6 protein-coding genes are annotated in these 14,178 nt (G+C 66.8%); 3 read left to right on the top strand and 3 right to left on the bottom strand.

Annotated elements, in window-relative coordinates:
- Positions 1–26: 26 nt before the first annotated feature.
- Positions 27–2,312, top strand: coding sequence for an alpha-N-acetylglucosaminidase (locus LRP66_RS15680; protein ID WP_230483542.1), 2,286 nt, complete (start codon positions 27–29; stop codon positions 2,310–2,312).
- Positions 2,309–3,436 (top strand): acyltransferase family protein, encoded by a 1,128-nt coding sequence (locus tag LRP66_RS15675; protein WP_230483541.1) that lies wholly within the window; start codon positions 2,309–2,311, stop codon positions 3,434–3,436. The genes LRP66_RS15680 and LRP66_RS15675 overlap by 4 nt, the downstream gene beginning before the upstream one ends.
- Before the next feature lie 18 nt (positions 3,437–3,454).
- Here the strand turns inward: LRP66_RS15675 and LRP66_RS15670 are convergent, their stop codons facing one another.
- The 3 genes from LRP66_RS15670 to LRP66_RS15660 form a co-directional block, all read right to left on the bottom strand.
- Complete coding sequence (locus LRP66_RS15670) at positions 3,455–6,262, bottom strand: glycosyl hydrolase 115 family protein (RefSeq protein WP_230483540.1); 2,808 nt, start codon at positions 6,260–6,262, stop codon at positions 3,455–3,457.
- A gap of 94 nt (positions 6,263–6,356) precedes the next feature.
- Positions 6,357–9,515 (bottom strand): autotransporter outer membrane beta-barrel domain-containing protein, encoded by a 3,159-nt coding sequence (locus tag LRP66_RS15665; protein ID WP_230483539.1) that lies wholly within the window; start codon positions 9,513–9,515, stop codon positions 6,357–6,359.
- 189 nt (positions 9,516–9,704) lie between these two features.
- A complete protein-coding gene (locus LRP66_RS15660; protein WP_230483538.1) occupies positions 9,705–12,137 on the bottom strand; it encodes a TonB-dependent receptor in 2,433 nt (810 codons plus the stop codon).
- Positions 12,138–12,351: 214 nt separating this feature from the next.
- Here LRP66_RS15660 and LRP66_RS15655 point away from each other — a divergent pair, with 214 nt between their 5' ends.
- Positions 12,352–13,926 (top strand): alkaline phosphatase D family protein, encoded by a 1,575-nt coding sequence (locus LRP66_RS15655; protein ID WP_230483537.1) that lies wholly within the window; start codon positions 12,352–12,354, stop codon positions 13,924–13,926.
- Positions 13,927–14,178: the final 252 nt, after the last annotated feature.

The following is a 14,178-nucleotide window of genomic DNA, read 5'->3' as shown; positions in this document are numbered from 1 at the left end:
GCCAATTGCCGGGGACAATGCCGCCCGTGAAGACTTTTCCCAAAGCGTTCGGCCTGATCGGCACCCTGTTCCTGACCACGTCGGTCGCCCATGCCCAGACCGATGGCGGCCGGGCCGCGCGCGCGGCGCTGCAACGCCTTGGCGTGCCGGAGCGACAGGTGTCGGTCAGCATCCAGCCCTCCGCCACCGCCCGCTACCGCGTCCGTGTCGATCACGACCGGCTGAGCGTCGCGGCCTCCTCGCCTGTCGCCGCCGTGCGCGGGATCGCCGAGACGCTTCGGTCGCAGGGGCGACTGTCGGTCAGTTGGGAGGGGCGACGCATCGGCGCGATGACCGGCCTGACATCGGGGGACAGCGGCTGGATCGCCTCGCCCTTCGGCTTCCGCGCCTATCTGAACACCTGCACCTATGGCTATACGACGCCGTGGTGGACCTGGCCCCGCTGGGAACGCGAGATCGACGACATGGCGGTGCGCGGCGTCGACATGCCGCTCGCCATGGAGGGACAGGATTATGTCTGGCGCAAGCTCTGGCGCGAACAGGGGTTGAGCGAGGCGCAACTGGCGCAGCATTTCTCGGGCCCCGCCTTCCTCCCCTGGCAGCGCATGGGCAATATCGAGGGCTATCGCGCCCCCCTGCCCCAGGGGTGGATCGACAAGAAGCACGACCTGCAAAAACGGATACTCGCCCGGATGCGCGATCTGGGGATGACGCCGATCCTGCCCGCCTTCGCCGGTTACGTGCCCAAGGCCTTCGCCGAGGCGCATCCGAAGGCGCGCATCTACCGAATGCGGTCGTGGGAGGGGTTCGAGGGGACCTATTGGCTAGACCCGTCGGACCCGCTGTTCGCGCCCCTCGCCAAGCGGTTCGTCGAACTCTACGCCGCCGAATATGGGGCGGGGAGCTATTATCTCGCCGACGCCTTCAACGAGATGGTGCCGCCGATCGCCGAGGATGGCAGCGATACCGCCCATGCCTCTTACGGCGACGCGACCGCCAACACCCCCGCGCTCGACGCCGCGACCAAGGCGGCGGCGTTGCCCCGCGACGTCCGCGACGCGCGGCTGGCCGCCTATGGCCAGCGGCTCTACGCCTCGATCGCCGCCGCCGCGCCCCAGGCGACGTGGGTCATGCAGGGCTGGCTGTTCGGCGCGGACAAGAAATTCTGGACGCCCGATGCGATCGCCGCGTTCCTGCGGGACGTGCCCGACGACAGGATGCTGATCCTCGACATCGGCAATGACCGATATCCGGGTATCTGGAAGACCACCAAGGGGTTCGCCGGCAAGAACTGGATCTATGGCTATGTCCATAATTACGGTGGCAGCAATCCGGTCTATGGCGCACCCGATTTCTATCGCCGCGACGTGGCGGCGCTGTTCACCGACCCGGCACGCGGGAATGTGCGCGGCTTCGGCATGTTTCCGGAGGGGCTGCACAGCAACAGCCTGGTCTATGACTATGCCTATGACGTCGCCTGGCCGGGCGGCGAGATGGGCCTCGGGCCGTGGCTCGGCCGCTATACCGCCGCGCGTTACGGGCGGAGCGATCCGGCAATGGTCGCGGCGTGGCGGGACGTGATCGCGGGCGCCTATGACGTGCGCTACTGGACGCCGCGCTGGTGGAACGAGCGGGCGGGCGCCTATCTGTTCTTCAAGCGCCCCGCCGCCGATGCGCCGACCTATCCCGCCGAGCCGGGTGACCGCGCGAAGCTGCGCGCAGGCATCGCGGCGATGCTCAAGCTCGCCCCCGCTTATGGTGCAAGCCCGCTGTTCCGCTACGATCTGGTCGACCTGACCCGTCATGCCGCCAGCCTGTCGCTCGACGACCACGTCAAGGCCGCCGTCGCCGCCTATCAGAAGGGTGACGTCGCGACCGGCGATCGGGAAACGGCCCGGATCAGGACGCTGGCGCTCGCCATCGATCACCTGATCGGCGGGCAGCAGGAAAGCCTGGCGAGTTGGATCGCCGATGCGCGCGCCTATGGCGACACCCCCGCCGAGAAAATCGCCTATGAGCAAAATGCCAAGGCGCAGGTGACGATCTGGGGCGGGCGCGGGCATCTGGGCGATTATGCGTCCAAGGCATGGGCGGGCATGTATGCCGACTATTATCTGCCGCGCTGGACCCGCTATCTGGCCGAAGCGCGCGCCGCCGCGTCAGGCCGACGACCGGTGGACGATGCGGGCTTTACCAGGGGCCTGCTCGAATGGGAAAAGGCGTGGGTCGCCGATCCGCGATCCCATCGGGCCAGCAAGCCCGCCGATCCGGTGGCGGAGGCGCGCGCGCTGATGACGGAGACTGCCCGGTGACGACGACCATGCCCAAGCCCGAGCGTTTCGCATCGCTCGACATGTTCCGCGGCGCGACCATCTTCCTGATGATCGTGGTCAACACGGCGGGCGCGGGCGGTGCCTTCACCCAGTTGCAGCATGCCCCCTGGATCGGCTTCACGCTTGCCGACCTGATCTATCCCAGCTTCCTGTTCGCGGTCGGCAATGCGATGAGCTTCGCCCTGACCCGGCCCATGCCCGAGGGCGTGTTCCTGCGCCGCGTCTTCAAGCGGGCGGCGCTGATCTTCCTGCTCGGCGTGCTGATGTACTGGTTCCCCTTCGTCACCCATCAGGCGGACGGTAGCTGGGTCGCCAAGCCCTTTGCCGACACGCGGCTGACCGGCGTGCTGCAACGCATCGCGCTCTGCTATCTGCTCGCGGCGCTATGCGCGCGCTATCTGCGGCCGAGCCATTTGCTGATCGTCGCGATCGGCCTGGTGGTCGCACACTGGGCGATACTCGTCGAATTCAGCCCGGCGGGCGAGGCGTTCGGTCGCTACCGGAATGCGGGCACGCTGCTCGACCTGTGGGTGATCGGCCCGGCGCATCTCTATACGCGCGACCACGGCTTCGACCCGGAGGGGCTGCTCGGCACCCTGCCCGCCACCGCCAACGTCATCGCGGGCTATCTGACCGGTCTGGCGATCCAGCGCTGGGGCAAGCATATGGCGACGGTCGGGCGACTGGCCGCGATCGGCGCGGCGCTGATCGTCGTGGCGCTGATCCTTTCCCCCGTCCTGCCGATCGGCAAGAAGCTGTGGACCGGCTCCTTCGTCGCCTTGACGGTCGGGATCGACCTGATCCTGCTCGGCGTGGTGCTGTGGCTGGTCGAGGTTCGGGGAGTCCGTCTCGGCCGCTCCTTCCTCCAGATGCTGGGGCGCAACCCGCTTGCCATCTACCTCTTTTCCGAGCTGCTGGTCGTCGCGCTCGAGCTGATCCATGTCCGGCCCGATACCGGCGCCTATAGCTGGGTCGGCGAGACGGTGTTCCAGGCGATCGCACCGGGTCCGGTGGGGTCGCTGCTCTGCGCGCTGGCCTATACGCTGATCTGCTGCGCATTCGGCTGGGCGCTGGATCGGCGCGGGATCATCCTGAAGGTCTGATCGCGCCGCACCAGGTTCCTACGGCAGTGGCGCGTAGAGCGGTCGCGCGCCGTCGAGGACCAGCTCGACCCGGTCGAGCATCACGCCGGGGTCGAGCGGTACGATCGCCACCCGGTGCGTTCCCGCCGCGAGGCTCTTGAGCGGCACTTCGGCGAGTGCGGTGTTGGTCAGCACGTTCTGCCGCCACTGATCGCTTCGCCCGGCCGTGGCCAGGTCGATCGTCTGCCACGCACCGTCGTCGATCCGTACCGCCGCGCGCAGGCCGTGCGCCGGGTCACGCGGATGGGTCGGCAAGCCCACGACGCGCAGCACCGCCCCGGCCTCCGTCATCGTCGCGAACCGCCATGTCGCGGGCGTAGCGTCGTTCGCCGAAACGCGGTGCGGCAGGTCCAGCCGCGCCCGAAGCGCGCCGTGCAGGCTGCCCAGGTCGGCCACCGCCTCCCAATCCCTGCCCCGCTCCGCCGCCGATGCGGCCATGGTCACGCGCCGTTCGTCTTCCAGCACAACGCCCGCTTCGACCTTCGGCGCGGCGAGCGTGGTGGCATGGACCGTGACGCCCTCACCCCCACAGAGCATCGTGATCGGCCCGACCGGCCCCTTGCCGTCATAGCGCAGCGTCAATCGCTGCTCGTAACCGCCCTTGCGGTCGAGCACGCCGTCCGTCTGCGACAGGCTCAGTCCGCCGGGCAAGTCCTTCACGCGCCATGGCATCGCGGCTGGGTTGCGCGCGAAAAGCGTCACCGGTCGCGACGCCGCCACGCCGCGCGTGAAGGTCAGGACATTCTCGTCCCCGATCCACGCGCCCCACAGACCGGTCCCGCAGCCCCCTTGCGTCGATGGCTGCCAGGAAGGCCATATCGGCTCGGCGAAGACCGGCAGGCGGCGGGGCGCCTGGTCCATCATCGCGCGCCACCTGCCCCCGGCCAGCGCGTTATAGCGGGCGGTACTCCGATCGAGCGCGGTCTGCGCCGCCCGCGCGCGCGCGACATAGGCGTTGGCGCTGGCCCGCTGATCGCGCGCGTACACCTCCGCCAGATCGAGCGACAGGATTCGATCGTTCAACAGCGCCGCGCCATCGACGGGATATTGCACCAGCTCGTAAAAGGCGTCCTGCCGATCCTTCGGCAGCCGCGCGGCGATCGCCGCCGCCCGCGTCATCAGCGTGCGATAGGCGGCAAGACGCGCCTGCCCCTCCTCGCCGTCCGACTGGACATAGGCGCTGGGACGATTGGGCGTGACCCATTCGGTCTGGCCGAACCCCATGAATTCGGGCTTTCGCGGCCAGGCGAGGTCGTAGAAGCGCATCATCACGTCGGCGATCGCGTCCGCCTGTTCCTCGCCGAACTGCTCGGCCATGAAGGCCCGCAGATGCTCGCGCGGTGACTGGTCGAGCAGCCGCGCGTCGAAGGCGAGGTCGAGGAAATACTGCGACAGATATTCGATCGGCTTGATGTCGCCGACATTGACCACCCAGATCCGCCGCGCGTCGGTTGCCCATGCACGCCCCATCTCCTCGCGGATCAGCGCGGGATGGGTGGTGCCCAGCCACAGATAGTCGTGCGGTCGCCCCCAATAGGACAAATGGTAATAGACCCCCGCCCCGCCGGGCCGCTTCTGCTCTTCGGACGTGCTCAGCCGCCTGAGATAGCCATAATTGTCGTCGGTCCACATCAGCGTCACGTCGCCCGGCAGGGTCAGCCCGGCGTCATAGGCTTCCTGCAATTCGTGATAGGCGACGTAGAGCTGCGGCACCTGCTCGGCGGGCTTACCCAGCGTCCTCGCCAGCAGGTCGCGCTGCCGCCCGATCACGTCCTCCAGAATACTCCGTCGCGCCGCCGTGGTCGTCGCGCCCTGCATCGGGCCGTCATGCAGGCCGCGCAGGCCGACGGTGTAGAAGGCCTCCTGCCCCCTGGTTTCACCGACCCGCTCGCGCCAGTAATCGAGGATCGCCTCGGGCCGCCGGGTAAAGTCGAACCCGCCCCGCGTCCCCTCGTCCCACTCGCGCAGATTGTTGCGGAGCATGGGCTCGGCATGTGAGCTGCCGATCACCACGGCGTAACGACGGGCGAGCGGCGCGTTGCCCGGATCGCCGAAAAAGGGCGTCGAGACCGAATGCATCGCTGGCCACAGCGTATTGGCCTTGAGCCGCCACATCAGCTCGAACACCCGCGCATAGGTCTTGGGACCGATATTGCCCTTGGCAGGATCGAAGGTCTTGGCAGCCCAGGGCTCCAGCCCCCAATCCTCATCGTTGAGGAATATCCCGCGATACTTGACCGACGGCTCGCGCGAGACGAGCGCCGCGTCGTCGATCACGATCCGATCGCGGCGGCGCGGTGTGACATCGGCCCACCATGCCCAGGGCGATATGCCGAGCGTTCGGGAGAGATCCGTCACGCCGTAAGCCGCCCCCCGCGCATCCGATCCCGCGATCAGCAGATAGTGCCGCCCGTCGATCCGGACGCCAGCGCGTACATAGCGTTCCCATCCGCCCTTCAGCGGTGACAGGTCGACCCCGCCCCGCCGCGCCAGATCCTGGATCAGCGGGGCGTCGGCTTTGCCGATGACGATACAGGTCGCCGCACAGGCCGCCTCGGTGGCGACCACGCCAGCCGGACGACCGCCCAGGCTGAGCAGGTCGCGCGCCAGGAGTTCGGCGGCGCGTGCGTTGGTCCCTTCCCCGTCGTCGACCGCCAGGATACCGGCCCGAGTCAGGTCCAGGCTTGAGGCGGCGGCGGGTGCGGACATGCACAGGGCGGAACAGCATCCCGCCAGCAGCATCTTGCGCAACCGCACCACCGCCGCACCACGAACCCGTCCCGCCATCGCCTGCTCCCCATTCACGGATCGCAGAGTAACGGTCAGCCCCGATCTGTAAAGATCATTTGCCAGACCAATTTATGGCCTCTTCAGCCCATGATCAGAGGGCGAGCGTCAGCCCCATCTTGCCCGCGACGCCGGTATGATCCTGCTGGCGCTCCTCGCCCAGATCGACGGTGACCGCGAAGGAGTTGCTGCCGCCCTTCAACCGGACATTGCCCAGCCAACCGGCCTTGCGGGCCTCCGGGGTCAGCGTGAAGGCATCGCCGCCTGCGAAGCTGACCGTCGTCGCGTCCATGCGACTGTTCAGCAGGGCACGGTCCCCACCCTCGACCTCCAGACGGAGGAAGCTGCCGTCCTCCAGATCGGGCTTGCGCAGGTTATAGCCGAGGGCCAGCGTCGCGTTGACGCCCGTCTCCTGCTCCGTCCGCCCCGCCAGGTTCAGGTCGAAGCCCGTTCCCCCGCCCGTCTCGGCATAGCCATTCTCGTTCAGCCGGACATAATCGATCGACGCCTGTGGCCGGAGATAGAGGCGGCCGATATCGACCTGGTAGGAAAGCCCGGCCGCCGCGTCATAGGTCCGCCCGTGCGCCGTGCTGTTGGCGGTGCGGGCGAAGGCGATGCCGTCGCTGATCCCATTGAAGGTCCGCGTGCCGTCGAAGCGGATCGCGCCGATCGTGCCCGTCGCATAGGCGTGGAGCCCGCCCCACTGGCCGCGCCAGTACAGACCGCCCTTATATTCCTGGCTGGTGATCGCGTTCGCATTGCCGACCGTGTCGTTGACCCCGATCAGATAGGCGAGCGACACACCGATGCGCCCGAAGCCGCCCAGCCCGCGCTCGAATCCGCCGGTCAGGCCCCAGCCGCTGACCTTGTACCCGGCGCTGTCGCCGGTCCCCTTGGTGTCCGCCCAGGCGACCTGCTGCAGCCATCCGGCATAGCCGTTATTGTGCAGCACCGGCATTTCGGGATCGGCCAGGATCCGGTTCAATGCCCGTGACGACAGGCTGACCGAGTCGAAATTGCCGCCCGCGAAATCGGGCAGCATCTGGCGCAGTCCGGCGCTGACCTGGCTGGCGTCGCTCCACGAGAGGAAGGTGTCGCCGACCCCCGCATCCCCCAGCGCCGCCGCATAGGCCGGGTCGTAGATCGTCGCGAGCGGTCCCGTCAGACCGAGCTGCGCGGCGGTCTTGCGTGCGACGGTGACGTTCACCGCGGTGCCGGTCGCGTCGGTGCCGATCGTGCCGTTGAACAGATAGGGCAGGCTGAGATCCGCCAGCCCCAGATTGGCCGCGCCGTTCAGCGTACCCGCGCGGAGCACGGTATAGCTGCCCACTTCGTTGTTGAGCGACGTGGCGAGGACCGCGATCGTCGCGCCCGTACCGATCGTCGCATTGCCGGTCACGTTGAGCAGCGTCGACGCCCCCGTCGCGCCGTCGACCGTCACGCCCAGCGTGCCACCCGTCAGGTTGAGCGAGCCGATGGTCGTCACACCCGTGGCCGTCAGCGCCAGCGTGCCGCCGGTGACCGTGACCGCCGTATTGCCCGCATTGGCGAGCTGGCCCACAAAGGCGGTCGAGCCCCCCATCGTCAGGGTCGACGCGCCGCCGCCGAAATTGGCGGTGCCGGCATAGGTGGCCGTCCCGGTCAACGCCATCGCGTTGCTGCCACCGCCGAAGGTGACGTCGCCGACCACCTTGCCCGCATTGATCGTCAGGCTGTCGGGGCCAGCGCCCATCAGGATCGCGCCGGTGATCGCAGGGGCCAGGTCGCTCGTCGTCGGGAAATTCTGGACGATCGTCGTCGCGCCGCCATTGGCCGAAAGGTCGATCGCGATCGGGGTGCCGCCGCCATTCGCGGCGATCGTGCCGCTGTTGGTGATGCTGGACAGCGTTCCCGACAGGTCGCGGACGCCATAGCCCGTCGCACCCGTCGCGGTCAGTGCCGCGATCGTCCCACTGTTGGTCATCGACCCGACCGACGCCCCGGCATCGATCAGCACGCCGGTGGCACTCTGCCCGGCGCTACCCGCGCCGCTGGCATTGATCGCGCCGCTATTGTCGAGGGCGGGCGCCGTCGTCCCGCTGCCGATCCAGACGGCGGTCGCGCTGGCCCCGTTGGCGATGGCGGTGACCGCGCCGCGCACCACCATCCCGCCGGTCAGCGCGGTCGTGCCGCCCAGCCCGCCGATATGCACGCCATTGGCGGTATTGCCCGCATAGACGCCCGAGCCCGTCGCGCTGCCGTTGATCGCCACGCTATAGCCACCGGAGTCGCCGGAGATCGCGCCGATCGTCGTCGCGCCGCTGGCGGAACCGATCTGAAGCGCGGGGGCGCTGCCATAATTGGAAAGCGTGCCCGCCGTGGTCGTCACGGTCGTGCCGTTGGTGGTGGTGCTGGTCGCGGCGGCGATCGTCACGCCGCCCCCGACACTGCCCGCGATCGACAGCGTCGGACCACCCAACGCGAGATTCTGCGCGGTCAGGCTGGTCAGCGTGGCCGGCGCGGTGATCGCGCTATAGCCGGTGGTGACCATCGTCGCGGTGACGTTCACCGCCCCCGAAACCGCGCCGTTCAGCGCCACCGCGCTGCTGCCCGTGCCATAGGCGGAGATCGATCCGCCCAATGCCACGTCGCCATTCACCGCGCCGGTGACGATGCCGAAACTGTTGTCGCCATAAACCGCGGTCGTGCCGCTGTGCGTCAGCGCGCCGTTGAGCGGTCCGCCAAGCCCAATTCCCGCGCTGTTGTTGCCATAGACGCTGATCGTACCGCCCTGGGTGATCGCGCCGTTGAAGGCGCCCAGCGTCTGAATGCCGTAGCGACCCGATCCTTGCGCATAGGGGCCGTCGAGCACGGTATCGCCGTTGGTGTCGGTCCGCGTGTAGCTTTCGCTCAGCGTGATCGAACCGGTGTTCGTGATCCCGCCGGTCACACCGGCATTGGCCTGAATGCCGATGCTGTTGTTGATGTCCTTCGACGTGATCGATCCGGCATTCGACACGCTGGCATCGCTGTCGATCGTCACCGCCGCCCCGGCCGCGTTCGGCGTGATCGTGCCGCCGCTGGCGATCGTCACATTGCCCGCGCTCGATGTGGCGAGTGGGGTCGACGTCGAACTGCCGACCGTGGTGTCGGCCAGCGCCGGGGTCGCAAGCAGACCGAACGCGACGGTCGACAGGTAACGGATCGTCCTATGTGCCACGAAGACCCCGGCATTGCGGCGGATGATCCGCCTGGGAAAGTCAAAGGCCCGCACAAGCGCCAGGCCTTCGACCGCCCCTATGAATTGCCGAGGTTTATGGTCAAATTAAAAGGTTGATATGCACATGTTCTGCAAATGACATCTTTCGTTGAGGCCCTGAATGCCCTGAAGATTTACCGGGGTCACAGACAATAGTTTGTAACGATTTGTATCAACAATGTCGCAACATTGGGCGTAGCGCATTTAGAAATGCCCGCGCACCGTCACGCCGAAGGTGCGCGGCGCGCCCGGATACCCCTGAGCGATCCCGGTCGACTTGGTCACGCCGAGCAGGTTCACATAATAGGCCTTGTCGAGCAGGTTCTCGACCCAGAGCTGCACCTCCAGCCGCTTGTCGTCCATCAGCAGCCCGACCCGCGCCGACGTCAGCGCATAGGCGGGGATCCTCGCCGCCGGGTCCAGCGTGATCGTCGTGTTCTGGCTGGTCCGCCAGTTCACATCGACCAGCCCATAGACGGCGGTACGATCCGACACGGCATGGGTATAATCCGCCGTCAGGTCGGCGGTCCATTTGGGCGCCCAGGCGACCTGCCGTCCGGTCAGGTCGCACGTCGTCGCGCTCGACTGCGCCGGACACACCGAATTGGCGAACGACGCATAGACCGCACGATTATAGGCCAGGAAGCCCTTGAGGTGCAGCGGCCCCAGAAACGCCTCGCCCTCGGTCTCCACGCCTTCCGATACCAGCGCGCCGACATTGGCGAGGAACTTCGTCGCGGTATTACCCACGCCGATCGACTGGTTCGCCTGGTAATTCTTCACATAGGTATGGAAGGCGGTCAGGTTGAAGATCAACCGGCGGTCGAACCATTCGGTCTTGATCCCCGCCTCGATATTGTCCGCCTGTTCGCCGTTGATGTGCTGCCCGGCGCCCAGCGCGATCGCGGTGGCGATGCCCTTGTCGGGATTGGTCGCGTTATAGGGGAGCAGGTTGAACCCCTTCGACTTGTAGCCGCGCGCGCCGGTGACATAGAGCATCACGGTCGGCACCGGCTTGAAGTTGACGCCGACCTCACCCGACAATGAATTATCGGTGACCGCATCGGTCGCCGAGCCGAGCTGCGCATTCGCGCCGCTGGGCGACAGGGCGAGAAGCTGCGCGGTGCTGAGACCGCCGCGATTGGCGATGACGCCGTCATACCGCATCCGCTTCTCTTCCCAGGTCTGGCGAAGGCCCAGGTCGAAGGCCAGGCGACGCGCCTCGTCCGGGTGCCAGGTCGCATGGCCGAACACCGCGCTGGTCTTGGTGTTGAAGACCGCGTGGCTGTCGAACCCGGCCCCCGTCATCGCCGAAGCCCAGCCGCCCTTGCCCCACATCAGGCCGTTGGCCGGGTTGGTGCCGAACAGGGTGGAGGACGGGTTGGCCGCCCAGAGGTGATATTGCGACCCGAACCGGATCCGCGAATCCACGTCGAGCCGCTGCCGCGAGAAGAAGGCGCCGACCAGCCCTTCCAGCGGATGGCCGGTGGTCGAGGCCCAACGCACCTCCTGCGACCATTGCTGCACCCGGTTGCACGAGCCATAGTCCCGGATCGCATCGAGCTGGGTATAGTCATTGTCGTTGTTGGTGAAGCACGACCAGCGGCTCCACGCGCCGATTGCGGTGATCGTACCCAGCGCGTGCAGGTCCATATCCTGCTGCAGGCTGAGCGCATCGGTCTTGGTCTGGGCATTGAGCGGGGAGTCGATGTTCATCTCCCGCTTTTCCTTGGAACTGACGAGCAGCGTATAGCCCGCCGCCGCCATCCGCGCCTGAAGCGCCGCAGGGTTATAGACGCCCAGCGTGATCGGCCCCATCGAGGCGAAATCCTGCGTCGCATGCGTGCCGATCAGGCGGATCGTCCAGTCCTCGGTCGGGTTGGCCAGCAATTGCGCGCGAACGCCCTCGCCGGCCCGCGCGTTCTGCCAGCGGCCGTTATAGAGATTGTGGTAATAGCCGTCCGTACTGCTGGAAAAGGCCGAGACCCGCAGCGCCAGCTTGCCGTCGATCAGCGGGCCGGTGACGGTCCCCTTGATCTGGCGGAAACCCTGATTGCCGATCGTGAATTCGCTCGCCGCGCCGAAATCATAGCGGGGCTTGAGCGTGTTGATCAGGACCGCGCCAGCCGTGGTGTTCTTGCCGAACAGCGTACCCTGCGGCCCGCGCAGCAGTTCGACATCGGCGATATCGTTGAAATCGTTGGACACCATGCCAAGCCGGGCATTGTAGACACCGTCGACGAACACGCCGACCGAAGCGTCGATGCCGTCGGTGTTGAAGCCGTTATTGCCGATCCCCCGGATACCGAGGTTCAACTGCTTCGGGTTGGTCAGATAGACCGAGAATGACGGGAACTTGGTCTGGAAATTGGTGAAGTTGACGAGGTTTTGCCGCGCCAGTTCCTGCGGCGTGATGACGGTGACGGGGATCGGGACCGACTGGACATGCTCGTCGCGGCGTCGGGCGACGACGACCAGGTCACCCGAATCACTATCGACGGCCTGCTGATCGGCGGGATCGGTGACCGGCGCTTCCTGCGCCTGAAGCGGAACCGCCCATAGCGCGACACCCGCCAGGAGCATGGACGCAATGGTTCGGCCCGTGCGGCGGCCGCCGCGCGAAGTGTTCGCTGTCATTCTTCATCCCCCCGGCAGGTTATCTGCCCGCAATGTTCGCGCCGATAAGCAGAAGGAAAGTCACTTTCGTGACATTTTTCCTGTCACATCGATGACAATGTCATCGCGCCGACGACATTTTGACGGACCAACGCGAAAATCGGCAGGATCATCTGGCCGGACATGGAATTTCAGCTTATGCGAGCCGCATTCTCCATACAGGATCCATGACCCCATGGCCCTTCGCCTTACGCGTCGCCAGATCGTCGCCGCGCCGCTGATCGCCGCCCCCTTCGTCATCGCGTCGGGCGGCATGGCGCTGATGCGCGGCCCCGGCGACCCGATCTTCTCGCTTGGCGTTGCCTCGGGCGAACCAAGCCCCGACGGAATGGTGCTATGGACCCGCCTGGCACCGCAGCCGCTCGAGCCGCTTGGCGGCTTGGGCCAGCAACGGGTGCCGGTTCGCTGGGAAGTCGCGACGGACGCGGCGTTTCGCAATATCGTGCGCGCAGGCGAGGTGCGCAGCGCCCCGGAGGACGGCCACAGCATCCATGTCGAGGTCGATGGGCTGCGTCCCGGGCGTGACTATCATTACCGCTTCCTGTCGCTGGGTCAGGCCAGCCCGGTCGGACGCACCCGCACCGCCCCGCAACCGGGCGCCGGGGTGGAGCGGCTTCGCATCTGCTATGGCTCCTGCCAGAAATATGAGGTTGGGCATTATGCCGCCTGGACGCATGCCGTCGCGGACGATCCCGACCTGATCCTGTTTCTGGGCGATTATATCTACGAAGGCGCTCCCAATCCCAAGGCGTTGCGCCCGCACCGGAATCCCGAACCCGTCGACCTGCCCGGCTACCGCGTCCGCTATGCCAGCTACAAGCTCGATCCCTTGCTGCAGGCGGCACATGCCGCCGCGCCGTGGATGACGATCTGGGACGATCACGAGGTCGCCAATGACTATGCCGGTCCATGGGACGAACGCTATGGCGATCCGGCGCAATTCCTTCGTCGTCGAACCGCCGCCTATCAGGCCTATTGGGAGCATATGCCGCTTCGCCGCGCATCGCATCCCGCCGGGCCATGGGCACGGCTCTATCGGCGGCTGGACTGGGGGCGGCTGGCGCGGATCGCGCTCCTCGACGATCGGCAATATCGCGATGACCGCCCCTGCCAGCCCGCTCCGGACGTGAACGGCAAGCGGGCTTATGACTCTCTCGTCGCCGATTGTCCGGCGCGGCACGATCCCAAACGCAGCATGCTCGGCGCCCGGCAGGAACGCTGGCTGAACGACGAACTGGCGAGCGGCCATGCGGGCTGGAACATCCTGGCCCAGCAGACACTGATGACGCCTTTTCCGACGGTCGATCCCAAACAGCCCGACAAGGGCGCCGTGTTCCAATCGGTCGATCGGTGGCAGGGATTTCCAGCGGCACGCGACCGCATCTTCCGTCGATGGGTGGAAGCCCGCACGCCCAATCCGATCGTGCTGAGCGGCGACATCCACGCCTTCGCAGCGACCGACCTCCGCGATCCAGAGCGGGCCGACGGTCCGCCGATCGCATCGGAATTCGTCGGCGGCTCGATCACCTCGCTCAATCCCGACCCCTTGTTCAAACCCACCGCCGAGCAAACGCAGGGCTTTCACTACGCCGAGAATTTCGTGTGCGGCTATGGTCGGCTCGACCTAACGCCGGATCGATGCGAGGTGACGTTCCGAGGATTGGCCGACGCGCGCGATCCCAACTCCACCGTCACCGACCTGAAGCGCTTCATCGTCACGGCGGGACGTCCCGGATTGCAGATTGCATAAACGGCCAATGGCCGAACTTATCGCCACCGCCAAGCGTGTTCCCCCGCGCAGGCGGGGGCCCAGTGTTCGGAGCGCGCGCCGTCGTGCCTAGCTCTGGCCTCCCGCCCTCGCGGGGGACCATGAACGATGTCATCCCCTCAGTCGAAGGCTCGGTGTCGTGCGGTTGGCGCGGAGCCTGGACGCGAAAAAGCCCGCCTTGGATGGGGCGGGCTGTGTGTGGTGTGGTTGCGGGGGCAGGATTTGAACCTGCGG

This window comes from Sphingomonas sp. Leaf21, assembly GCF_916858675.1.
Classification (GTDB): Bacteria; Pseudomonadota; Alphaproteobacteria; order Sphingomonadales; family Sphingomonadaceae; genus Sphingomonas.
Note: the sequence above shows the minus strand (reverse complement) of the source record. Positions and strands in the feature narration are given on the sequence as shown.